The following is a 23,010-nucleotide window of genomic DNA, read 5'->3' as shown; positions in this document are numbered from 1 at the left end:
TAACAGTAGCTGTATTGAAAATGGAATCTTTCTCGAGGGTCACACAACATTGGATTTTGAAGCGCTGGCAATGTGATCACGATTACCAGCGGCAATGGGCTGTGCTCTTGGATACAAGTCCTGATGCTAGAATTATTAATGGGGGTCTATTATTGCTGGATGAAGCGCGCGTATAAATAACGGTTACTGGACGGGTCTTTAGCATAGCCAGAAACCGTTATCGAGAGCGGGAAGGAAATGAATACGGATTTAAGTGGGTTAAGCTGTCTAAGAACGGAGTATCCCAAAACTTCCTAACAAAAGTGTATGGGAGGAGGCATTTGAGCATCGTTTATTGGAAAGTGATTATCACGGCGAATAGGGCGTTAGAGGTGGTGGAGAAGTTTAGATTACAATTAATAGAAGCCAAGCTGTCACGGCAGGTGATAACCGTAAAGACGGACGACGGGGAGCATATGCAGGGGAAGGTAGAGGATATCACACAATGGACAGTAACGCTGCGACTGCATGACGGAATTATCTATATCCCTGTAAGTGAGATTGAGGCCGTTACATATGAATAAGCGAGGGTAGGTAGTACCTCGATTGAGCTAACGGATAGTACAACCTCTTCGCGAATGCCATAATATGAATAATTTTAGGGAGTTAGTAAAAAAGACGTTATGTGAAATTGAATTGGAGGAAATATGAGAAATAACAATCATAATATTTGGTTCACATTATCTGAACAATATCTCAAGACTAGCAAAGTAATTATGGAACAGATCAAAGTTAGTAATAACAAGTGGGTGTTGATTGACAATCATCCTATCGAATGGGATACATATTTCGAGGCTACAAAGTGGAGTGATTTTAATACATTTGTCCCTTCAATTTTTTTAATGCAACATGGATTTGAATTGTTACTTAAAGGTTTCTTGATATTGACGGGAGAGAATATCGATAGAATCCATGATATTGAAAAGATAATAGAAATACTAAGAAGAGACCATCACTTTAATTATGAGTTTATAGAATTGATCTCTAAGTATACAGGAACAAATCCGAAAAATAAATTATTTAATGAGTTTAATGAAATAAATCAAAGCTTAAATAAATCAAATTTACATGTCAATCTAAGATATCCAGTAATGAAAGAAAACGAAATTGATTTTTCATCATTTAGGTATAAAGAGCGATCCTTATTATCTGAATTAGATAATATTATTGAGGATATAGACAGAATACTCATTCAAGCTATTGAAGTCGTTAGGAAATTGGAGCCTGAGAGTAATCATTGACTAATTCAACACTTGCAACAACCTAACCGAATCGCATCGCAAATATCTAATTCAGGAGGAACTAATCATTTCAACATATGACCTTATTATTACAATAATTATTAGTATTACTTTGGGGATATTATCCGGTGTTGCCGTTTCAGAATACTATCGAAAGCTACAAATAATAAATCAAATATTCAATTACGCAAAAGAAACTGAGCTATATTTTAATGAAGTTGTATTTGAATGTAAGAAATACATTAATACAAGAGATAGTGATCGATTGGATTTTTTATTTTCTGTTACCGAAGTGTATAGAAAAGACTTATTTGATATTCGTGATCAGCAGTTACAAGCAGCTATTGCTTTGTGCAATAAAAAAATCTATGAACTTCAAAACATAGTGTTCGACAACTCTCGTGAGATAGAAGATAAAATAAATAAACTTAAGATTTTTGATTATGAGAATGCTTTTTTAGATATTAATACAGCAATAATTCAATTCAAATATAAAGAAAATAAAAAAACTTTTAAGTTTAGAAATTGGATGCTAGGAATTGCATTGGCACTTACCATTTCAGTAATAATAATTCAACTCTGTCGAGGATGTGGGGACTTCATATAAACATTATATTCACGCTGCAGCGGTCGCACACACTAGATGGCTTGAATCCATTCTCGGATGGATGGATTACATCTATCGGCAAAAAGAGAGCGACACGAATAGCCACCGACTGGTGTTCTTTCCAATCGCGCAAAGTCATACCCATAGCAATCGATCATTAAGCTAATGGGCAGTTTTGTAGAAGAACCTTATTTTTCAATTCAATATTCATGATAAAAATGAATAGGAAATCTATACCCAAGTAAAAGACAATGGAACCTAACAGCCATTTATGTGTATATGGGTACTGAAAAAATAACACTCTTCTCATATAGTGAACAGTGTTTAGATCATCTTGGGCGTCTCGTGAAAAACGCAAAGTTACCAATGATTAAGCTAATGGGCAGGATTGTTGAATGGGATATCACGAGCAGAGGTTGAAAAATGCATATATAGACTTATTGGAAACGTAAATAAAGGAGATGGAAAAATGAAAAAGAGGGTCATTGGTCTGACGATTGCAGGGCTAGTCGCTTTATCTGGAGTAGTGAGTGCAGCAAGCCTATGGGGAACATACAAGGGCAATGACGTAATACGCCTCACGATAGACGGTGCGCCTGTGAAAGTATCAGACGTACCTGTCATTAGCTTTAACAATCGGACTATGATTCCTGTTAGCCTGTTGGCAAAAGCTGGAATTTCCTACACATGGGACAACGCAAACAAAACGGTAGACGTGCATAAACCGAAACCGCAAGTCGGCATCGATTACATGAGCATCTATGAACGTCTCAAGAATTACAACGTGGCTTCAGTCGGAGTACTCACCCCAGGTTACGGGCTACAAACCATCTCTGTCTATCTGAGTACGAATACGCCAACACCTAAACAATACCACATGATATATAAAGAAATAGCCTACTGCGGTGCCGACATGGCTCGTATACAATATCTAGATGGATCGTCAGTCCATGTAGATCCAAAGGATTTAAGGGACTTTTTAGAATATCGAATAACAGAGGTTCAACTAATCGGAAAAATGGTTTCTTTCCCAAAATAAAAACAGAAAAGAGGCTCATAGGATTCTAGTCCTGTTGAGTCATTATCTTTTTCGTTTTAAGAATTCCATCAAACCGATGCTTTTTATTACAAAGTAAGTGATATTCTCTAAAACTACGGGTGCGATTCCGCAACAATGAACAATCTGCTGACTGTTGGCAGCCTGTTCAGCTAACGGGCACGATAGTCTAAGAATCAATAGACGTTATTCGTCAAGGTTTATTGGATATATGCTTCGATGCTCCCATTCGTGGGGGCTTTTTTTTTGTCCTGTGTCATGGATTCTAATAATTACTATTTATTCGTCTAGGTTGCTTGGTGTGGGCACAGGTAGTGTGATCTGAGTTGGTGGCAATTTTTTGAGCTGAACGAAAAAAGCCCAGCCACTAGGAATGAGCTTGAAGCGCGCGATATAGAACGGACTTGCTAACTCCGGTCATGTCCCGGATCTCTTGGATCGTGTACTGCTTGGAGGCGTGGAGTTTTAGCGCTTGAGCGAGCTTATCTCTGTCCTGTGATGGTCGTCCTCCGACACGGCCGCGAGCTCTTGCACTCTCTAGACCGTCTCTTGTACGCTCCCTGATGAGATCGGCTTCAAGCTGGGCGAATGCGCTGAGGATCGTGAGCATCGCTTTTCCTGCAGCTGTTGACGTGTCTATACTATCGCCAACGCTTGCAAACATGATCTCCCGTTTGTGCAGCTCATCGACGAGATTAACGAGCTTTGCTGTGGAGCGTCCAAGCCGATCCAGTTTATAGACGACGAGAACATCACCAGGACGGAGATAGTCGAGACAGGCAGCGAGCTCCTCCCGGTCGTCCTTCCTACCACTGGCCTTCTCACGAAAAATGCGATCACAGCCGAACGCTTTCAACGCGTCGAGTTGGAGGTCAAGGTTTTGATCCTTTGTCGATACACGAGCATACCCGATTTTAGCCATAGTGATTCCCCTCCCGATATGTCTACACTCTATTATTCCCTAAAGCGTTTGTCTAGTCAACTATAGGGAAAATGATTTAGGGACGAATATCGGGAATTGAAAAGCGCTGTTTCAATGATCCATAGACAGAACTGAGATGTTTCCCGGAAACCACCGTTTTAGGGATCTTTGATCATCATTGATCAGGACGATGTTGATTTTAGACAAAAAGAAAACCGCCCACAAAAAGGACGGATTAATTGAACTATCGTACCCGTTAGCTGAATGAGCCCATCTTCAGCAGTTTAGTTGTGTATAATTTGGATGATTGCTTCGATTAGTATCCATAATCCAAGTAATCCAAGAATGATACCAGCAAGTTTTTCTGACCATTCACCGAGGTATCTTTTTAATTTCGAACCAAATGTAAGTCCAATGTAAGTAAAAATGAATGCTTGAAGTGCAATGAAACTAATCGTTAATGGAATAGGTATTCCAACAAAACCAATTGAGAAACCAACTGCTAGTTCATCCAAACTGATACTAAGTGCTGTTACGATTAAAGTCCATCCAACCAAATTTCGCTCTAACTTCTCTTCTGCTTCATCCTCGTCTTCAAAGAATATTAGCCAAACGGCGACCCCTAAAAGGGCAATTCCTCCAATAAGAGATGCCCAATTACCTATAAGTTGACCCACACTGTTCCCGATGAATAATCCAATAAGAGGCATTAATGTTTCAGCCAAGGCAAATGTAAGCGCGATTTTTTTCTTGGCTCTAGTATTAATAAAGCCCAAAGATATCGAAATCATAAGTGTATCTATTCCGAGCGATAAAATTAAAGCAGTCATTTTCAAAGCGACTAACATGATCGCCCTCCACATGTCGATTAATAACATTACATTTGAAAAAAAATTTATACTCACAACTTTCTTTACACTAAATTCCCGTTACTTCAATAATAGTCTAAACAACACCACATAGAATTTCTAGCTATTGTGACAAAAATAAAGGAGCCAACTCATGGCTTCTAAAAGTATCGCTAAAATCCTTTTGTCTTTCACCTCGTAGCTGCATTGATTTGTGTGGTGGATCTTGTTCACCCTCAAATCTCTTTAGGATCATATCTGCGTATCAACCAGCGTACTAAAGGAACTGCGACCAACACCATGATAAAGAGACGGAAGGTTTGCATGGCAAATATTAAGGTTGTATCGGCCCCACTCCCAAAAGCAATAGCCATTATTGCATTAATACCACCAGGTGTAGTTGCCAAATAACCGGAAAGCAAATTAAGATGGGCAAACTTTGTAAGAACCAAACCTAAAGCACCACAGACAACAATGAGTACTAAGACAAAGCCCAGGATTGCAGGTAATAGTCGCCGAGCTCGTCGTAGAGTTTCCATATCGAAGCGCAATCCAATCTGCAGACCGATCAAAGCAAATGCTGGCTCCCGTAACAATTCAGGTGATGTGAGGCCGTGAAATGGTTTTAACGGACTCAACACGGCAGCAAATATTAACGGTACAATCAAAGCGCCAGCAGGGATACGAAGGCGCGCCCCTACCCATACTCCAACTGCAGCAATACATAATGTGAAGATACTCCCCGCGATAATTGGACCGGTGGCCTCAATTTCAAGTGACCCAGTATGTTCATAGATTCCTGTGGGTAACAAGACTAGTCGGACTAGAAGGGGGGTGATGAATACGACCAAAAAAAGACGAACAAATTGCATGAATGCTACAAGTCGCCCGTCAGCTTTTAGGTCATCACTCGTAGCTATGACCCCAGCAGATCCACCTGCAATCATACCTAAGGTCGAAGTTGCGATATCTGTCTTTGTCACGCGAGCAAATGCAAGCCCTGTAAGGACACTTAGTACCAAAGTGAATCCAGTGACAAGGAGTACGACTAGCCATGCATTCCCTAGCGAAGTAAGAGATGACGGGCTAAAATAAGTGCCAAGGAGTACTCCCGTAACCGCCTGAGCAGCTGTGTAGACAACAGGTGGAATTACTTTACTATAACGGTTGAACGGCGTGAACGCCACGATTATCCCAACAAGAAGTGCAGCAAATAAATGGGGCGAAGGAAGCCCTTGATCTTCCATTAAAGAACCTATTAATAAAGAAACCCCAATAATACCAAACCAAATTGTCGTAATTCTTAAAGTATGCAGATTCACTAATCTTTCATTCCCTTCAATCCTTTTAATAGCGTCCACCTCGCTCGACTATTTTCAAAAATGCGATGTAAATCACGAATATAATAAGCTTTAAATCTTAAAAATTTATTATCTAACTCCCTCACAAAATGTAAGCGGTGATTTTGTGTTTTTTCATATTTTCATCAACCCCACCCACAATGCAACCACAAAAAGTGAAGAGATGGCCCACGAAAATCTAACCTAATTCCATAAGTAAATTTCCCCAAAACTTATTTAACTAACCTGCCCGTTCGCTTAATGTGCAAAAACTAAAATGACAGATTACAGGGCCAATCGAATCAATGGTGGGGTCGTTATAGACTTCTGTATGTTCCCAACATCGACTCGTAAATAAATCAGAGGTGGCATATAGTAGCTCAGCGATTGTAACAGGTCGTAAAGTGCTTTTGAAATACTTGTCTCAATCCCTGTCCAATGTGGATCAGGGCTTTTTTTGATCTCATTTGTAAAAATCCAAATCTTGTTACGACATGAAACCCGAAAGGAGGGTTCGTGTAGCGGGTCTAGTCGTTTTTGTAAAAATCCAAATCGAATCTAGTCACGAAAATTAATTAGTGGGCAATTGTGAATTTCGATTGTGACCTGTGATTAGTCGGATGCAGGGCAAATTTCAGATTGAGGAGAGCGAGAGGTGATGCAACATTTTTTAAAATATGAAGCTAATTTCGTTCTTCAAGATTGGTGCGAGCAGTGCAATCAATTTAATTGAGTTGTCCATGCTGGACAAGTATGTTCAAGGCATTTTCAACGGTAAAGCGATACTGCACAAGGTCAGACTTAATACCAAACAAGGCGTACGAATTTTCCAAGGGGTTAGAGAAATGAACATAAAAACGAGGAGGAAATTGAATGGAATTAACCGAGAAAAAAGTGTGGTATGACCAGATTGAATACGCATTTCCCAGTCCTGCTCTATTCCGTCTGAAAGGTTACTCGGACGAGAACGAAGGGCATAAGGCTGATGAGCGTTATAAGAAGGCAAAGGAACCCTCTCCGAGCCAAGTCGGATGGAACAAGCCTCACTACAATGGTCAGGTTAGGGTCGTTAGCGAAACCTGGGTAAGCGGTCATGACGGTTGGTTGGGGTTTAAGATTCCAGAAGGGTTGGTCATTCTGGACATCGACCGGACGCACCGTAAGAACGCACCAGAAATGGTTGACGCGATCCTGAAAGGGATGAACGTCAAGTGTCACCGTATCGTTACCCCGAATGGAAGACAGTTCGTTTTCAATGCACCTGAATTTCCTGTCAAACAAGTTGCAGGACAATACAACGTCTTGGGTTTATCGGTGGACACACGTACACACGGCAAAGGCTACATCGTTTTACCAACACCGAACACCGACGGACGATTCTTTGAATCGATTCTGGACGAAATAGACGCATTCCCTGGTTGGCTTGCTCCATTATGGACAACCCCAACTGATGGCACTGAGAAGGCACTTCCACACTATCCAATCGCATCTGGCCGTAATGACTTCCTATTTCGCTGGTGTTCTAAGTTGGCAAGTCAAGGGCAAACCAAGGAGCAAGTATCTATCGCTGCTCACATCATTGGTAAGTATCTGGTCGAGATCAAAGAGAATGACGATTGGGGTGAGGGCGAAGTAATCGCCGTAATCGAGAGTGTGTTCAAAAATGAATACGTTGAGGCGAGACAATCTCACCTGGAAGAGTTTGCTCAAAAGCAATTAGAACGCAAAACCGAGGTACAACTGGGTCAATGGTGGCAACTATCGCCAAGAGGTTTCCCAGTATTCAAACATTACATCATGGCAAAGTTCATTAAGCAAAACTTCCAACTTATCCGTTATGGTGATGAATCAGGCATCATGTACTACTACGATGCTGACGAAGGTTTTTACAAGATGGATGCAAATATGCGACTCGTAAACGAGACTATCCGAGAATTGGACGAGACATTAACCATTCAACAGGTACGTGAGGTTGCAATGGCGATCTATGAGTCTTCAAAGAAAGTCTCAGAATGGCACAAGACACATATTCCAGTTGGAAACGGTCTGTGGAACGTTGCTGAACAGCGGCTTGAATCATTTAGACCAGATGTCTACCTCGATTATAAAATTGATGTTAACTACAATGGGGCCGCATTTTCACCGTTCATTGACGAGACTCTGAACAAGATTTCAAACTATCATGCTCCAACACGAGATAATTTGGAGGAAATACTGGGTTCAGTCGTTTCGCCCGAATTGTTACCGCGCTTCGCGTGGTTCTTGTTCGGACGTACTGCCCACAACGGGAAATCATTTTTCCTACATCTGATCATGCAACTGGTTAACCAGAAGTTCATAGGTGGGCTATCACCGCATGATGTTGCAAAGAGCCAGTTCAAGGTTGCTGAACTATATGGAAAGAAGGTCAATCTCATTGACGAGATTGGGACAGCGCCTATTCCAGAGTTCGACAAGATTAAGTCGCTCATTACAGGTGGTATCCAATCTATTGAGTTCAAGGGCAAAGGAGCGTTCACGGCAAAGATAGAGGTTGTTCAGGTATGGGCGAGTAACTTCTTTCCAAACATTCGTGAGGAAGGCAATCAAGTCAATCGCCGGTTGGAGATTATTCCATTCGATTACAACTTTGCACTCGATCCGAACAAGCTGGCTGACACTGCTGCTGAAACTTTGGCAAAAGAAGATGATGCTAAAGAGTACCTTCTCAAACTGGCAATCGAGGGTATGTATCGCCTGATCGAGAATAAAGGTGAGCCATCTCCAAACGAGAAGCGTAACCAACAGAAGGAAGAATTCAAAATGAACAACGACAAACTCGGTGATTGGCTGGCTTCTACTGGATATGATGAAACACTCACTGCTAAACAGGATGGTTGTTATGATGTGATCGATTATGAATCGTTGGATGTTATTTATAAATCATACCTTCGTTCGGATGAAGAGAGTGGAGGGGAACGCCGTTATGCTTACTCTAAACAGCGTTTTGGGAACGAGCTAATGAAACGTTTCAACCTTGAACTGGTACGTAAGCGATTGCTCAATGCACACACAGGGAAGGAAGATGGCAATCCTGTTAAACGGTTTGTACGTAAGTAGAAAATACTCGTACCCTTTTCTGTGCCGATTTTTGACACGGAAAATAGATTTTGACACAAGACTGGCACAGAAAAAAGTCAGTAATGGCGCGGGTTTAACGCACTCTTGTGTCATTGTGTCAATATTTTAATGATATTTCGCAATAGAGAGGTATACACCTTTACTCTCTGTATTCTGTAGGGTGGCTAAAGTTTGCAAACTTTTGACACATTGACACAAAAACGTTGAAACCCGCGTCGTTACTGGGCTTTCGCTGTGTCAGGACATTGCACATGACTGACACAAGAATTTGAAATTGACACAAACAAAATTGGAGGAGTTAACAATGAAGAAACCTAATAATAATTTTTGGCGTGTAGCAAAGTTCCTGAACAACTGGCATCGTAATAAAACTGAGTTCACACCCGACTACTCTGCAAAAGATGTATACCATACTCACACAAACGGAGAACCGTACATCTGGCGTAGGTTCGAAAATGGCTATGAGCTCCGCATTACTTGTAACTGGCGATTTAAAGCCAAATTTAAAATCACATTGCACAAAAACTTTACCGAGAATCACGAGTTGACCATTATTCACACAGTGGAATTGAACACGAACATGGGGTCACTCTTCCGTATTGAAAGTGTCATTGACGATCTCATAACCCTTATTAAACACAATTGGGACGGCTCTTATTTAGATACGGTTAATGATCGGCATTATGGCCAACTGGCTTGGTACGGTCTGAAAAGCAACGTTTGAGCAGCGGGCATTATAAAAACGAAGCGAATCATGATCTAATCCCTTAAACGGGGTGATACTTTCTTTGTTCCAGTTGATTCATGTCCGGGCGATAGTTGAGTTATTTTATTTAGGGAGAATTTTTCGCCTTACTAGGCATGTGCGGTCGTGGGGGAAGGGGGGGATTTCGACCTTGACCTCCCGGGGGGGAGCAGCTAAGGTTGCATGATCAACGTCTATCAAAATCGATCTAACTTGGCAGCAAAGCCATGTCAGACTATGATCAGTCTTTTTTAGTGCTTGTTCCATGCTTTCAATATTGATAGACTACGACAAACCCACCGTTACTTTAGTGTTCAAGGAATTTGTATAGAATTGACATTGTATGATAGACGAAGATATAATTTGATTGGTTATGAGGTGCACAGGATTGGACAAAGGTGGTATGATTACGTTCGGCCATCTTCTTCTCATCGGTTCAGTTAACGAAGAGATTATAAATGAATCCTGCGAACTGGATAGAATATTGCGCGGATTGAAAAGCGATTAAACGTTGATGGAACAGCCGGTTTAACAGAACTGGCAGACGCACAGGACTTAAAATCCTGCGGTGGGTGACCACCGTACGGGTTCGATTCCCGTCCTCGGCATCCAACAAGAAACCTTGATGAATCAAGGTTTTTTTATTTTCCTGGATATTAAAGTGGTCTGCAAATTCCAAAGGTTCTGTGTGCCTAAGTATTTTAAATTTGGTATCCAGAACTACATAGCATGGATACTAACTCTTTCTCATCACTTGCCATTAGAAGCGATGAGGAGGAGTTTTTTTATGTTAAAAATTGGGTTCTAAAACGATTGGCAACGTGTTCTGTTCGCGCAGCTTCCCCCTCAACCATATATTCCCATATCTTATCGATTAGACTATTATTAAATTTGATGAATATCGAAGGGGCGGATTTAGTTGGTATCTATTCTACCTTTTATTCTACCTTACAGATGGAAATCCAAAGATCTTACGTTTAGAAGCATTCTAGAAACAAAATAGCTGAGGTTCAGCAATTGTATCTAGGTAGTCAATATATAAACAAGTGGGAAGGTAATGAATATGTGGCTAATCAGATCGAACAATGGTTTCTCTCTGGTGATTTGCCTCCATCTGGAGTAAGGAGAACTATCGGATGTTCGTTATTAGACGCAGAAATAATCATGAATTAATAGGGATTTTAAGCGTATACCATGGATATCCCAACATTGATTCAGCCTATATCGTACGTCTATATATTTGCTCAGAAAAGAATTGGCCAGCAATCCGTTTCTGGATAAAAGCAGGCTTTAACGGCATAAGTGGAATTTATGGTGATTAGGTGTACACGGAAAGCACGATTGCAAACCTGGAATTAATCAAAACAATATAACTTGTTTATTTATGGGATCACATCGTGCTAGTATCAGCGGATTGGAGGACAAGCAGATGCAATTAATTAGAAGAATTACAGACAGCGATTGGTCAGGTGACACGCCAAAATGGTTAGATACCGTCTCCCGCTATGCTGCTAGAGGTGTTCTGTTCGACAGTGAATGGAAAGTAGCGATGATGCATATGACGAAGCTGCAGCTTTACAAGCTTCCTGGTGGTGGCATTGAAGGAGGGGAAGACCCCGAGAGTGCCTTCCTGCGGGAAATTCTTGAGGAAACAGGCTGCGAAGCCGAAGTGATTCATGAAGTAGGAGTTATCGAGGAACATAAAGCTCGCCATAAGTTCTTCCAACATTCCTCTTGTTATGTAGGGAAGGTTATGCAGCATTCTAATAGCATTTCGCTTACGGATGAAGAGATTGCTCTCGGCATGCAGGTAGAATGGATGGACATAGATACTGCAATTCAGCTCATGAGGGCAGCGCTTCGGCAGAACGAGGCAGCCTCTAATCGATTCATGCTGCTCCGCGATCTTACCATTCTCGAAGAAACCGCGAAGTGGTTGTCAACGAGTATTACCATACAAGCTCGAAAATACGGTGATCGACCGCATTATGAATGGCGGACTACGCTGCTTGAGCGAACAGACTCGCATATTTTCGTCCTTGGACACAATGGTAGGAAGCTGAAGCATTTTACAAAAGGTAAGACGTTTACGGTGGAAAATTGGACGATCGAATGTTTCCCGTTCGATTCCTGGTTTACGGTAAGCGCGGATATCGTGGATGGGAAGATTGTGCAGTACTATTGCAACATTAGTGAGCCGGCACGAATGGAAGGCGGTATGGTCACATTCGTTGATTTGGATATTGACCTCATCTATAAGCGCGGTAAGTGGGAGATCGTTGACGAGGATGAATTTGTAAGTCACGCCGTGAAGTTCGAATACCCTCCCGAGTTGATTGCTAGAGTTAGGCAAGAGGTCGAGCGATTGCAGGAACGGATCGCCTTGAATCAGTTTCCTTTTGACGGGGCGATTGAACGCTTCATTCCGAGCATACCCCGAGATTCTGCATCATTCTTTTGACAAAAGCAGAAAACCTCCTTGTCCATCTAGTTATTTTAGATAGATAAGGAGGTTTTTTTAGCGTTCTTCTTGGTGGTTACTTACAAATCTTAGTAATCTAGACGCGACAAATGCAAGCACAACAATTTCAAATGCTTTTGTAAAAATGACATGCAGCATATAAAAAAAATGGATCGAATGCTCATTTGAAATGTGAGCTTTAAAGGTATCAATTGAACTACTGGTTGGCAAAGAAAAAATCAGTGAAAAGCTAAAATAGATTCCTTCAAAAATCGTTATATTATTAGCAAGAGTAGCAGTACCCCAAAATAAGTAAATCAGTGCAAAAAGTAAATGAGGTAAGATTAATAAATAAAACAGATAAATAATCAATTTAAAAGTTTCTATTTTGGTGTTTGCAGTGCTGTTACGAATGATTCTTCTCATTACTTTAATAGGGCTAGTGATGAGGATGAAAAGCAAAACAATTGTTGAGCTAATCAGTGCCGAATAAAATATGATCCAACCCCAGATCTCGTGTGCATTGTAAAAATTCGAGTAAACCGAATAAGAATATACTGCCATCATTAGTGGCTTCTCTTGTTATTTTTACGGGTCACTCAGCCATTCACTTTAAACCTATCGACCGTTCTGCTAAGCTCTTCAGCGAGGTACTCAAGAGATTGCGAGGAGGACGCCGTCTGCTCAGCGGAAGCAGCTGTCTCTTCGCTTACTGCTGCAACGGATTCAATGGCTTCCATCACTTTCCCAGTTTGCATTAATTGGGAATGGCTGGCTACCTTGATCTCCTTCACTTTCTGCGAAGTTTCATTGACGATTTGGGCGATTTGATCGAATGCGGTGAAGCTCTTCTGGGATTGGATTGCCCCTTCGGAGACCGCATTTACGCTCATTACTGTATTTTGCTGCATCTGCTTGATAATTTCTGTAATCTCCTTCGTTGCTTCCCCGCTACGTTCAGCAAGCTTCCGCACTTCCTCGGCTACGACGGAGAAGCCTCTGCCTTGTTCTCCTGCGCGTGCAGCCTCAATGGCCGCGTTGAGAGCGAGCAAATTCGTCTGCTCTGAAATTTCATCGATGATATCGATAATTTCGCCGATCTTTGCGGAGTCTCGCTCTAACAGTGTCATCTTCTCCTTCAACTGCTGCATGCCCTCAATTGATGTATTCACAGCTTCGCCGCCGCTCACAGCGATGGCAACCGTTTGTTCCGATAACGCCGCCGCTTGTGTGGAGATTTGATCGATACCGCGTATTGCCGCTGTCAATCCTCTGAACAGATCGGACATGTCTTGCGATGCTGAAGCCTGGCTCATGCTGCCTCGTGCTACTTCGTCGGTACTGAGTGAAATTTCGGTGCTTGCGGCTGCAACGCTTCGTGATGTCTGGAGCGCTTTTCCGATCATGCTCTGCATGGCATCCAGCATCGTGTTAATATGGCGCTTTAACGCGCTGATCTCATCGTGACCGTTCGCGTCCAGACGTTCTCTTAGGTCACCGTCTGCGACAATCTCCATCAAGGCGCTTATCTGCAGCACCGGCTTCTGAAAGAGGCGTGCTACGACAACAGCGAGCGCAATGACTGCCAGCAAGCAGATGACGATAATGATGATGATCGTCCGGGTAAGGCTATTAACTTCCTTCATGAGTTCGGCTTGTGGAATGGTAATGACCACTTTCCATCCGGTAGACTGCATCGCGGCAAAAGATGTGCTTCTCAGCTGTTGATCCCAATTATCCGTGAAATAACCGTTATCGGAGGAGAGCGCCATTTGCTTGAATGTATTCGCGGTTTCGCTCGATGCGACATCCGAAATATTCTTCCTGATAAAATCTGCATTTGGATGGACGAGAATCGTACCCGAAGGCGATACCAAATAACCGAATCCGTTTGTACCGAATTTAATGGTTTCTATCCGCTTTAAAATTTCATCCGCTAGAATAAGCTCCTGCGTTAATCCACGGAACTCGCCACTCGCATTCACGAGCGGATTATCGACGATAACAATCTTCTGGTCCGATCCCGCCTTTACGAGAATATCGGAAACCTGAAGCTTCTTCTGCTGCTCTGCTTGAATGATGTTTGTGAAGGTCGATGCGTCGAATACAGGACCTTTGGTGTCGTATGCCATCTTGCTCGGATCTACATAAGCGAAATCATCGACTTCTTTATCGCTTTGAGCTAGAGTGCGCAGTACTTGCAGAACCTGCTCCGGCTTCGCTTCCAAAAACTCGGGATGTGCGTTCGTGACATTGACGAGAGTGTTAATTTTCTGAGTCATCCATGTATCTAAGTCATTAGCGTTTAGCTGGGCGCGCTGCTCGAGAGTTTGCTCTGCATTGTGCTTCAAGTTGCCGCTTAGCAAGTAGATGAATAGTGATGATGCAGCGAGTAACGGAACAAGTCCGACAAGCAGCAGAATAATTAAAATTTTAGCCCTTATGGATTGGAATAGCTGTTTCAAAAAAATTCCTCACTTTCAACGGTGGATAAGTTTACTTTAAGCGAATCGTGTTAAGGAACATCTCTAACTCGTATTAGAGTTTTGTTAGATTTTCATTTTCAGCGAAATTAAAGCGGTTCTCATCGCTCTGTCTTGTTTTTTTGTGCATCCAGAATTCTTTTGACAAAAAGGGACATGCATCCTTAAAATGGAAGGGGTTACATAGGTTAACGAAATTGATCTTATGGAGGCTGGAGAGATGACAGAAAGAGGATATTTTGGCGAGTTTGGCGGTAGCTTCGTTCCACCTGAACTGCAGGAAGTGTTAGATCATCTGGAAGCTCAGTTTCTTAAGTACAAAGACGACCCGGAATTCAATGTAGAATACCGCTATTATCTGCGCGAATACGTTGGCCGGGAGAATCCGCTAACCTTTGCGAAGCAGCTGACCGAGAAGTGGGGCGGCGCGAAAATCTATCTGAAACGCGAGGACCTGAACCATACAGGCGCGCACAAAATTAATAATGTAATCGGACAAATTCTGCTTGCCAAACGAATGGGCGCGAAGCGCGTCATTGCAGAAACAGGCGCAGGACAGCACGGAGTTGCAACAGCAACGGCATGTGCGATGTTCGACATGGAATGCATCATCTACATGGGTGCAGAGGACACACGCCGCCAAGCACTGAACGTGTTCCGGATGGAGCTGCTCGGCGCCAAAGTCGTTCCGGTTGAGAAGGGCCAAGGCCGATTGAAGGATGCGGTAGACGAAGCGCTTAACGATCTCATCGCAAACTATCGCAATACGTTCTATCTGCTCGGTTCGGCGGTTGGGCCGCATCCGTTCCCGACGATGGTGAAGCATTTCCAATCGGTGATCAGCGAAGAGTCGAAGCGTCAAATTCTCGAAAAAGAAGGCCGACTGCCGGATGCCGTCCTCGCTTGCGTCGGCGGTGGCAGTAATGCAATCGGGGCGTTCGCTCACTATATCGACGAGCCAACCGTTCGTCTCATCGGCGTTGAGCCGGATCAAGCGCCGTCGCTCACGGAAGGCGTGCCTAGCGTGCTGCACGGGTTTAAATGTCTCGTGCTGCTCGATGAGGAAGGCAATCCGAAGAAGACGTATTCGATTGCAGCTGGGCTGGACTATCCGGGTATCGGACCGGAGCATAGCAATATGAAAGTGAACGGCCGTGCGGAGTATGTCACGGTAACGAATGAAGAAGTGCTTGAAGCGTTCCAGGAGCTCTCGCGGACGGAAGGTATTATTCCGGCGCTTGAAAGCTCGCACGCGGTTGCCTATGCGAAGAAGCTCGCGCCAACGCTAGATAAGGACAAGATTCTGATCCTCAACTTGTCCGGTCGGGGCGACAAGGACGTTGAGCAAGTGTTCCATATGCTGCATAAGTAATCGCTTTGTGCTTTTGCAATGGGCATGATAGAATCATAGCTAAGAGTCGACGAATTAACACCTCCTTTGCTTCTTTCTGATTGAAAGTCAGAATGGCTGCAGGGGAGGTTTTTATTTCATTATATGGAGGGCATTATGCATTGGAATGTTGTGAACGACTGGTCATCCGTGCTAATGGAAGAGACGCAGAAGCTTTACTTCACACAGCTCATGTCGCAGCTTACGGAGCAATATGAATCGGAGACGATCTACCCGGATCAGATCGATGTATTCAACTCGCTAAGGTTCACGCCTTATGCGGATACCCGAGTCGTCATTATTGGGCAAGATCCGTACCATGGACCTGGTCAGGCGCACGGACTTAGCTTCTCTGTTAGGCACGGAGTCAAGACACCGCCATCGCTGCAAAATATGTATAAAGAGCTGAGGGAGGACCTCGGCTGCGATATTCCTGAGCATGGCAATCTGGAGTCGTGGGCGAAGCAAGGCGTGCTGATGCTCAATACGGTATTGACGGTGAGAGCTGGGGAGCCTGCTTCGCATAAGGGAATCGGCTGGGAGACGTTCACCGATGCTGTCATTGCGGCATTGAATGCGAGGGAGCTGCCGATTGTGTTCATCCTGTGGGGCAAGCATGCCCAGGAGAAAGCGGCTTCTATTGATGCGAGCCGGCACCGAGTGATTGAATCGGCGCATCCGAGCCCTTTTGCGGCGCGACGTGGATTCTTCGGAAGCAAGCCGTTCTCGCGTGCGAACGGATATTTGCTTGAGCTCGGAATGCAAGAGATTGATTGGGCAATTAGTGAGCGAACAGAGCAGGATGATGCAGCCAGCAGTGTAACTGAGGCTGAAGCTGCTAGGTAGGGAGGCTGCGAGTAATGACTGATTCGAAGCCGGCAAGTGCGAAGAAGAAAGCGCCTATCCGCTTGCTGAACCCCGCATCCGGTTATTTGACGGGTTATAGCTACACCTTGAATCCGTATGCGGGCTGCGCGTTCGGATGTTCCTATTGTTATGTAAGGCGAATGCCCATTGCGCTGTTTCGGAACGAACCGTGGGGGGAGTGGGTGGACGCCAAGCCACTGGATGAGGCGCAGTTCCGCAAAGAGTGGCATAAGGCGCTATCTAAAGGCGAAGTCACCGTCTTCATGTCATCCGCGACCGACCCTTACCAGCCTGCGGAATTCAAAGAGCGGGTGACGCGCCGAGTGCTTGAGGCGATGGTCGAAGCGCCTCCCGCATTCGTGCTCGTGCAGACGCGCAGCCCGCTCGTCGAGCGGGATATCGACCTGCTGCATCGACTCGGAGATCATGTGCGCGTCAGCATGACGGTGGAGACGGACCTCGAATCCGTCCGCAAAGAGCTGACACCTGCGGCGCCGCCAATCGCCGCAAGGCTGCGTGCGCTTCGCTTGCTTCGCGAAGCGGGCATCGCCGTGCAAGCAGCTGTGTCGCCGCTGCTTCCTTGCAGCGATGCGTTCCCCGCGCTGCTGGCGGATGCAGCCCCGCGCGTTGTCGTCGACGACTTCTTCCGCGGCGACGGCAGCAACGGAAAACGCTCGGCGCAGCTGGGGATGGCCGAGCGTTATGGGGCGCTCGGCCATGGCGAGCTCTATACGCCGAAGACGGCTGACCGCTTCGTCACTGAGCTGAAGCGGCATATGCCCGAAGGCGCAGTTTACTTCGGGCAGGCAGGATTCATGCCCTAACAGAGACAGAGAAAGACCCTTCTAGCGAACAATCTGTTTGCTAGAAGGGTCTTCTTCGCGTTTATTGATTCTCTGCGGCTGACGCAGCTGTTCCATCTGAATTCGCGGCAGAGGTGCCATTATCGCCGATGATTCCGGTCGAGCCGCCAATGGAATTGCCAGATACGCCTAGAACTGGCTTGAAGGCAGAAGATACATAGGTGACTGCTTTCACTTCGGTAATGACTTGCGGGTACATTTTATCCTTATCCGGGTAAGTTGGCTCTACATAAATAATCGCTTGATCGCCCTCGAAAGAGATCGAGGAGATTCGTACGCCGTAGCCCGGGTTCGGTGCCTGCGCGGACACCGTTACAGCATTGACATCGTTATTAACGGCTGTCGTTGTAAGCTTCACCTCAAAGAGCGGTGACGAGTCCGGTTGTTCAACTGGCATCGATGGTTGGTCCTCCACGAATTTGATTGTGTTGTAAAGCCAGCCAGCAGCTTCGCTGCGCGTAATCGCGGCTTTCGGATTGAACTTCTGGCTCGCATCTATTCCAATAATATGCGTCGTGATTAGCGTTTGAATGCTGCCCATGTAAGACGGATTTACGTCAGCCTCATCCTTCAGTACGACTCCGAGATCGTTGAAGGCAAAGTTTCCTGCGCGAATGAGCGCTTTGTACAGATGATGCGCGAACTGCTCGCGTGTCATGTTAGCTGCAGGGTTCGTATCTCTAGCGAGATCGAGTGAATTGTACGCAGCGATAATGAAGGTGTCTGCATACCAAGCATCATTCTTCATCATGGAGAAGCTGTCGGACACTTCAGGCTTCTTGAAGAAGCGGAGATCATCAATGTTAAGCCCAAGCCCCTTTACCAGCATCGTAATGCCTGCAGCATAAGTCAGCTTGCCGTTTGGCGCAAATTGATCATTCTTGCTTCCGTTGCCGTTCAAAATCTCGCGTTTCTGCAGCTCCGTGATTTTCACATCATTCGGATCATTCTTCGTATCGGAGAACGCCCACACAGACTGCGTTACTGCCAGAAACAGCACAACAAGCATGGTTATGACGAGTAGCGGTTTCTTCACATTCATTCACCTCGAAAGTTATTGGATTATTTTGTTTGCCTTTGTACTATGTAGACGCACCAACATGTCACAATGTTGCATGAACTTGCGGTGCTATTTGCTCGGAAACGAAGTGACTATGGCCGAATGGTCACTCGCGTATGGATCGGGACGAGCGCGGACAATGCCAGAACATCCTCATTATACATTCGGATGCAGCCGTGAGATACTTCTCTGCCGATTGAGCCTGGATCATTCGTTCCGTGGATGCCGTAATGCGGCTTGGACAAGCCCATCCATAGTACGCCGAACGGACCGCCGGGACTCGGCTGCTTGTTAATAATCTCGAATTCGCCTGTTGGCGTCCTTGTGAGCATCTTGCCTATACCGACAGGGAAACCTCTGACGACAATATTGCCATCCAGCAAATATAATTGGCGGTCGGACAGATCAACGATGATCCGATACTGTGGCATCAAAGTTCACTCCTTTCCGTCAGCATATGTACCCGCATTAAGCGAGGAATGGGCAGCAAGGTAATTGCTTACAGGTGCATAGTTCGCTGCCATTGAGGTGATACTACATGTCCGTGTGGAAAATCAAACCTTAGGCTAGCTGATCACCATAAAAGGGAGGAAGATAGATGCTGAAACACTCGATGCTGCTTGCGAGCGCTGTGCTGCTTCTCGCGTCATGCTCGTCGGGCAATGGCGGCGGCACCGTCACAAGGAATAATGCGGCAGGCTCAGTCGTCAATTTGAAAGCGCAAGGGCAAGCATCCACGATTAAGACGAGGCATTGGGAAGAAAAAGGCGGCGTATGGATACCTGCGGAGCGGGCGGCTGCATATATGCAGTACCGCTTTGATGAGAATCCGAAAAATCACGTTGCTTCTATGGGGTATGCAGATCCGGTTTACACATTTAAAGTAGGCTCGAAACAAGCGAAGATTGGCGATCAGCAGATTCTGCTGAGCGATGCGCCGCGGATGATCGACAACAACGTCTGTCTGGAGCTTCGTTCTTTGTCTCAGCTCATCCAGCAGCCTGTACGATGGGACTCCGGCAGCAGTACGGTCATTATCGAGGCACAGAAGCATCAACCGCCTACGAATGAGCTGGTGAATACACCTCCTGGAACGAATCAGTTCCGTGCCCAGTCGACGGATATGAGCAGTGGCGATTACAATCCCGACTACGATAATCCAGACAACTATGATGAATACGGGAATTACATTGGTGGGGGCCATCCTGGCAGCAACGGCAATAATGGCAATAACGGTAACAATGGCAACAATGGCAATGATGTCGAGAACGGGAACAATACAGCCGATCAGGATAAGGTCGACGAGGTCATCTCGTATGGGAAGCGTTTCATGGGCGTGGATTACAAATTCAATGCAGCGGCCTACGAAGAGAGCCACAAGTTCGATTGCTCCTCGTTTATTCAGTATATTTTCAAGCATGTCGGGGTCGATCTGCCGCGATCCTCACGTTCACAATCGACGGTAGGCAAATATGTGTCACGCAAAAATTTTATCCCGGGCGATATCGTCTTCTTCTATACGCCGGGCAGGTACAGGACGAACAATATCGTCGGACATGTCGGACTCTATATCGGGAATAATCAGGTGCTTCAGACGTATGGCGATCCTGGGGTCACGATTACGAAGCTGATCGGAAATTGGGATAATCGGATTATGTGGGGAAGAAGAGTGCTTTAAATTCAAAACCGTATGGAACATAGAGCTTCATACGGTTTTTGCATTTGCGCCGTATTTCTTGCGAATCGACCCAACAATCCATAACAATATCGGGATGCCGACCAAATTAACGGGGAAGATCACATCACGCCAAAAGTTGGCGAAATTGATCGTATCGTCAATATTTCGCGGCAGGAGCGAGACGGCAAATACGATTGGCGTTATGAGCCATATACTTTTCTTCCAACCGACTGGAAAGCGGTCCATAATGTACAAGGGACGATAAGGACGAGCGGAGTGCCGTCGACGAATATGGCTGCTTTGCGCTCCGCAAGGCTTGCGGCAACGATATCCGGGCGCTCGCTCTTCTGCACTTGCGGGAAAACCGTAAACGGTTGATCCTCGATAAACTCCTCGATGACATTCCCGCTCAGCACCGTATCGATCCGCACCTTGCGAATGCGATTGCGCACCTCTTCAATGACCGATTCATTCGCGACTCCATGTATGTAGGCGATGACAATCGTCGTTCTTGAGAGACTGCCGACGGTTACGGATTCCATCTTCAAATCTTTGCTCTGAATCTTCCTGCGCACGAGAGCCGTATTCACGTTCAAGCTCTCGGTAAATCCTTCGCGCGGGCCTTGTATGGTAACTTCTGTGGAAGGCTCTTCGACAGTTCGATGCTCGAAGCCCCTCAAGTCAGCAATGACCGTTCGCTCGTAGCCATCAATTAATAGAGCTGCACAGCCGGACAAGATGTCCTTCTCGATATCCTCGAAGTTGTCCGCTGTTTGTATGCTTGCAATAGGAAAGAGCTGCTCCAATATGTTGTCAAATGAGATGGGCTTATCTCGTTCAAGGGGAGGCGTTCCGAACATCCAAGACTAAGCTCGCGTTCATTGTTCTGTAATGACGGACTGAGCTGTTCTGTGGACAACTAGATGCCTCCCTCCATTAGAAATAATCAGCAATTAGCGTTCCTCGATTGAAGTGGATTTATCCCGAGTGGCAGCTTAGCTCAAGAAAAAAGAAAGACTTCCCGCAAGTTCTAATTGAACTTCTAGGAAGTCTCTTTGGCAGGTGAATTTTTATTCGCAAGCGACGCCGTCGTGGTCACGGTCCAGTTTGGTGCTGTAGCCTGGCTGACCTTTGCGAAGTGGAGCTTTGCCTGCGGCTCTTACGGCAGAACAGTTTTTGTAATAAGCGCTGCTCGGTTTCGTTGCAGGCTTAGGTGTTGTCGTCGGTTTGGGCGTTGGTTTCGCAATCGGTTTAGCTGGGGTGGTGGCGGTACCCGTGTTCATATCAATGACGATCAGTACTCGTGTACCGTCAGGGAAACTCTGCATCCGATTGCCTACCCATGAGCCTGCACCGCGATTATCCGAGGACTTCACATAAGCAACGTCTGCTCCTGCTCCACCTTCTGCACACATGGCCATTGGGAACTCGTCTCGATCGTAGCCGTCTTTCGTTGGGATGCCGCTAAGCGACTCCTCCCGATTATGATCAGCTCCTCCTCGAGCAATGGTGCAGATCGGAGACTCGCCTCGACTCATCGCATTTTTAATATGAGCCGACGTTTGGGGGTAGCGGGCTGCAGGGAAGTAAATGACCTTGCTATGCGCTTGGTTATTAATATAAACCGCTCTTATTGTGGCATCCCAGGTCACGTATTTCTTAAGCAGTTCACCGGCTGCTCGTACGGGAACATACGTAACGCTATTCATTATTTTAGGGGCGGTGCTTGCTTGTTTGCCGTTAACAATTAACTTTAGAGTGTGACTGGCAGGCTTCGGGCTTGACTGATTCTGATCATTAATGTAGACCGTTTTCGTCGCCGCGTCCCATGACACGGTCTTCTTGAGGAGCTCGCCGGCTGCACGTACAGGAACATAGGTAGCACCGCTAATGACTTTTGGGGAAGAGGTTGACTGATTTCCATTCACGAATAACCGAATAGCCGTGCCTGTTGCCTGCATGCGCAGGGGCTGCTCCACAGTGTCGATAATCCGCTGCTTAGTCGAGATCGAATTTGGCTGGCTTACGTGATTAGGTGCCTCTTGCGACTTGTGTAGACATCCGGTGAATGTTGTGGACATTGCCGCCACTAGTATGATCTTTTTCAGCATGGTTGTAATGGCACTCCTTTGACTCTCACTTCATGCATAGCCTTCTCATGCCAGATTTCGTTTATGTTAGGTTTGGATAGCGGATCTATCCCAATATTGAGTGGAATTTCCAGCTTGGAATAGGGAGAATAGGCGAGGAATCCGAGGGCACATGAAATATTTATTTAACATAAAGGAA

Annotated in this window: 20 protein-coding genes and 2 pseudogenes; 11 read left to right on the top strand and 11 right to left on the bottom strand. The window is 45.3% G+C overall.

Going from position 1 to position 23,010, the window contains the following annotated elements; genetic code table 11:
* Positions 1-320 precede the first annotated feature (320 nt).
* From AC0LWF_RS10895 to AC0LWF_RS10880, 4 genes are all read left to right on the top strand, one after another.
* Positions 321-563 carry a hypothetical protein gene (locus AC0LWF_RS10895; protein ID WP_474651559.1) on the top strand — a complete coding sequence of 81 codons (243 nt, stop codon included), beginning with the start codon at positions 321-323 and terminating at the stop codon, positions 561-563.
* 123 nt (positions 564-686) lie between these two features.
* Entirely contained in the window at positions 687-1,280 is a 594-nt protein-coding gene (locus AC0LWF_RS10890; protein ID WP_474651558.1) for a HEPN domain-containing protein, read from the top strand.
* Between the two features lie 265 nt (positions 1,281-1,545).
* Complete coding sequence (locus AC0LWF_RS10885; RefSeq protein WP_474651557.1) at positions 1,546-1,887, top strand: hypothetical protein; 342 nt, start codon at positions 1,546-1,548, stop codon at positions 1,885-1,887.
* A gap of 469 nt (positions 1,888-2,356) precedes the next feature.
* Positions 2,357-2,926: a stalk domain-containing protein gene (locus tag AC0LWF_RS10880; RefSeq protein WP_474651556.1), complete on the top strand. Its 570-nt coding sequence runs from the start codon at positions 2,357-2,359 to the stop codon at positions 2,924-2,926.
* Between the two features lie 385 nt (positions 2,927-3,311).
* Here AC0LWF_RS10880 and AC0LWF_RS10875 read toward each other — a convergent pair whose 3' ends face one another.
* The 3 genes from AC0LWF_RS10875 to AC0LWF_RS10865 form a co-directional block, all read right to left on the bottom strand.
* Positions 3,312-3,866, bottom strand: coding sequence for a recombinase family protein (locus tag AC0LWF_RS10875; protein ID WP_474651555.1), 555 nt, complete (start codon positions 3,864-3,866; stop codon positions 3,312-3,314).
* A 284-nt stretch (positions 3,867-4,150) separates the two neighbouring features.
* Positions 4,151-4,714, bottom strand: coding sequence for a manganese efflux pump MntP (locus tag AC0LWF_RS10870; RefSeq protein WP_474651554.1), 564 nt, complete (start codon positions 4,712-4,714; stop codon positions 4,151-4,153).
* Between the two features lie 236 nt (positions 4,715-4,950).
* Positions 4,951-6,036, bottom strand: coding sequence for an AbrB family transcriptional regulator (locus tag AC0LWF_RS10865; protein WP_474651553.1), 1,086 nt, complete (start codon positions 6,034-6,036; stop codon positions 4,951-4,953).
* Positions 6,037-6,927: 891 nt separating this feature from the next.
* Here AC0LWF_RS10865 and AC0LWF_RS10860 point away from each other — a divergent pair.
* From AC0LWF_RS10860 to AC0LWF_RS10850, 3 genes are all read left to right on the top strand, one after another.
* Positions 6,928-9,153: a DUF5906 domain-containing protein gene (locus tag AC0LWF_RS10860; RefSeq protein WP_474651552.1), complete on the top strand. Its 2,226-nt coding sequence runs from the start codon at positions 6,928-6,930 to the stop codon at positions 9,151-9,153.
* A 325-nt stretch (positions 9,154-9,478) separates the two neighbouring features.
* Positions 9,479-9,898, top strand: a complete 420-nt coding sequence (locus AC0LWF_RS10855) for a hypothetical protein (protein ID WP_474651551.1) — start codon at positions 9,479-9,481, stop codon at positions 9,896-9,898.
* A gap of 1,450 nt (positions 9,899-11,348) precedes the next feature.
* Complete coding sequence (locus AC0LWF_RS10850; RefSeq protein WP_474651550.1) at positions 11,349-12,380, top strand: DUF402 domain-containing protein; 1,032 nt, start codon at positions 11,349-11,351, stop codon at positions 12,378-12,380.
* Between the two features lie 57 nt (positions 12,381-12,437).
* On the opposite strand, the gene AC0LWF_RS10845 is transcribed toward AC0LWF_RS10850, so the two are convergent.
* A complete protein-coding gene (locus AC0LWF_RS10845) occupies positions 12,438-12,947 on the bottom strand; it encodes a hypothetical protein (protein ID WP_474651549.1) in 510 nt (169 codons plus the stop codon).
* 32 nt (positions 12,948-12,979) lie between these two features.
* Complete coding sequence (locus AC0LWF_RS10840; RefSeq protein ID WP_474651548.1) at positions 12,980-14,845, bottom strand: methyl-accepting chemotaxis protein; 1,866 nt, start codon at positions 14,843-14,845, stop codon at positions 12,980-12,982.
* Positions 14,846-15,083: 238 nt separating this feature from the next.
* On the opposite strand from AC0LWF_RS10840, the gene trpB reads away from it, so the two are divergent.
* The 3 genes from trpB (at position 15,084) to AC0LWF_RS10825 (ending at position 17,944) form a co-directional block, all read left to right on the top strand.
* Positions 15,084-16,235, top strand: a complete 1,152-nt coding sequence (gene trpB, locus AC0LWF_RS10835) for a tryptophan synthase subunit beta (protein ID WP_474651547.1) — start codon at positions 15,084-15,086, stop codon at positions 16,233-16,235.
* A gap of 135 nt (positions 16,236-16,370) precedes the next feature.
* Entirely contained in the window at positions 16,371-17,099 is a 729-nt protein-coding gene (locus AC0LWF_RS10830) for a uracil-DNA glycosylase (protein WP_474651546.1), read from the top strand.
* A 14-nt stretch (positions 17,100-17,113) separates the two neighbouring features.
* The gene (locus AC0LWF_RS10825) at positions 17,114-17,944 is read left to right on the top strand and encodes an SPL family radical SAM protein (RefSeq protein ID WP_474651545.1); all 831 of its coding nucleotides are present in this window, start codon (positions 17,114-17,116) and stop codon (positions 17,942-17,944) included.
* 61 nt (positions 17,945-18,005) lie between these two features.
* Here AC0LWF_RS10825 and AC0LWF_RS10820 read toward each other — a convergent pair whose 3' ends face one another.
* Positions 18,006-19,025: an S-layer homology domain-containing protein gene (locus AC0LWF_RS10820; protein ID WP_474651544.1), complete on the bottom strand. Its 1,020-nt coding sequence runs from the start codon at positions 19,023-19,025 to the stop codon at positions 18,006-18,008.
* Positions 19,026-19,135: 110 nt separating this feature from the next.
* Entirely contained in the window at positions 19,136-19,474 is a 339-nt protein-coding gene (locus tag AC0LWF_RS10815; protein WP_474651543.1) for a L,D-transpeptidase, read from the bottom strand.
* 167 nt (positions 19,475-19,641) lie between these two features.
* Between AC0LWF_RS10815 and AC0LWF_RS10810 the strand changes: the two genes are divergently transcribed.
* Positions 19,642-20,721, top strand: coding sequence for a C40 family peptidase (locus AC0LWF_RS10810; RefSeq protein ID WP_474651542.1), 1,080 nt, complete (start codon positions 19,642-19,644; stop codon positions 20,719-20,721).
* A gap of 200 nt (positions 20,722-20,921) precedes the next feature.
* Here AC0LWF_RS10810 and AC0LWF_RS10805 read toward each other — a convergent pair whose 3' ends face one another.
* The 4 genes and pseudogenes from AC0LWF_RS10805 to AC0LWF_RS10790 all read right to left on the bottom strand — a co-directional run.
* Positions 20,922-21,581: a spore germination protein gene (locus AC0LWF_RS10805; protein ID WP_474651541.1), complete on the bottom strand. Its 660-nt coding sequence runs from the start codon at positions 21,579-21,581 to the stop codon at positions 20,922-20,924.
* Positions 21,582-21,791: 210 nt separating this feature from the next.
* Positions 21,792-22,004, bottom strand: a complete 213-nt coding sequence (locus tag AC0LWF_RS10800; RefSeq protein ID WP_474651758.1) for an excalibur calcium-binding domain-containing protein — start codon at positions 22,002-22,004, stop codon at positions 21,792-21,794.
* Positions 22,005-22,007: 3 nt separating this feature from the next.
* Positions 22,008-22,325 (bottom strand): annotated as a pseudogene (locus tag AC0LWF_RS10795) (NucA/NucB deoxyribonuclease domain-containing protein); the annotation flags it as partial.
* A 24-nt stretch (positions 22,326-22,349) separates the two neighbouring features.
* Positions 22,350-22,682, bottom strand: a pseudogene (locus AC0LWF_RS10790) (copper amine oxidase N-terminal domain-containing protein); the annotation flags it as partial.
* Between the last annotated feature and the right edge of the window lie 328 nt (positions 22,683-23,010).

This window comes from Paenibacillus sp. sgz302114, assembly GCF_056120345.1.
Note: the sequence above shows the minus strand (reverse complement) of the source record. Positions and strands in the feature narration are given on the sequence as shown.

Bases quoted from the DNA above. Each gene is read 5' to 3' on its own strand.
- AC0LWF_RS10890 (WP_474651558.1), top strand. From the start codon at position 687: ATGAGAAATAACAATCATAATATTTGGTTCACATTATCTGAACAATAT.
- AC0LWF_RS10880 (WP_474651556.1), top strand. From the start codon at position 2,357: ATGAAAAAGAGGGTCATTGGTCTGACGATTGCAGGGCTAGTCGCTTTA.
- AC0LWF_RS10875 (WP_474651555.1), bottom strand. From the start codon at position 3,866: ATGGCTAAAATCGGGTATGCTCGTGTATCGACAAAGGATCAAAACCTT.
- AC0LWF_RS10870 (WP_474651554.1), bottom strand. From the start codon at position 4,714: ATGTTAGTCGCTTTGAAAATGACTGCTTTAATTTTATCGCTCGGAATA.
- AC0LWF_RS10860 (WP_474651552.1), top strand. From the start codon at position 6,928: ATGGAATTAACCGAGAAAAAAGTGTGGTATGACCAGATTGAATACGCA.
- AC0LWF_RS10855 (WP_474651551.1), top strand. From the start codon at position 9,479: ATGAAGAAACCTAATAATAATTTTTGGCGTGTAGCAAAGTTCCTGAAC.
- AC0LWF_RS10850 (WP_474651550.1), top strand. From the start codon at position 11,349: ATGCAATTAATTAGAAGAATTACAGACAGCGATTGGTCAGGTGACACG.
- AC0LWF_RS10845 (WP_474651549.1), bottom strand. From the start codon at position 12,947: ATGATGGCAGTATATTCTTATTCGGTTTACTCGAATTTTTACAATGCA.
- trpB (WP_474651547.1), top strand. From the start codon at position 15,084: ATGACAGAAAGAGGATATTTTGGCGAGTTTGGCGGTAGCTTCGTTCCA.
- AC0LWF_RS10830 (WP_474651546.1), top strand. From the start codon at position 16,371: ATGCATTGGAATGTTGTGAACGACTGGTCATCCGTGCTAATGGAAGAG.
- AC0LWF_RS10825 (WP_474651545.1), top strand. From the start codon at position 17,114: ATGACTGATTCGAAGCCGGCAAGTGCGAAGAAGAAAGCGCCTATCCGC.
- AC0LWF_RS10820 (WP_474651544.1), bottom strand. From the start codon at position 19,025: ATGAATGTGAAGAAACCGCTACTCGTCATAACCATGCTTGTTGTGCTG.
- AC0LWF_RS10815 (WP_474651543.1), bottom strand. From the start codon at position 19,474: ATGCCACAGTATCGGATCATCGTTGATCTGTCCGACCGCCAATTATAT.
- AC0LWF_RS10810 (WP_474651542.1), top strand. From the start codon at position 19,642: ATGCTGAAACACTCGATGCTGCTTGCGAGCGCTGTGCTGCTTCTCGCG.
- AC0LWF_RS10805 (WP_474651541.1), bottom strand. From the start codon at position 21,581: ATGTTCGGAACGCCTCCCCTTGAACGAGATAAGCCCATCTCATTTGAC.
- AC0LWF_RS10800 (WP_474651758.1), bottom strand. From the start codon at position 22,004: ATGAACACGGGTACCGCCACCACCCCAGCTAAACCGATTGCGAAACCA.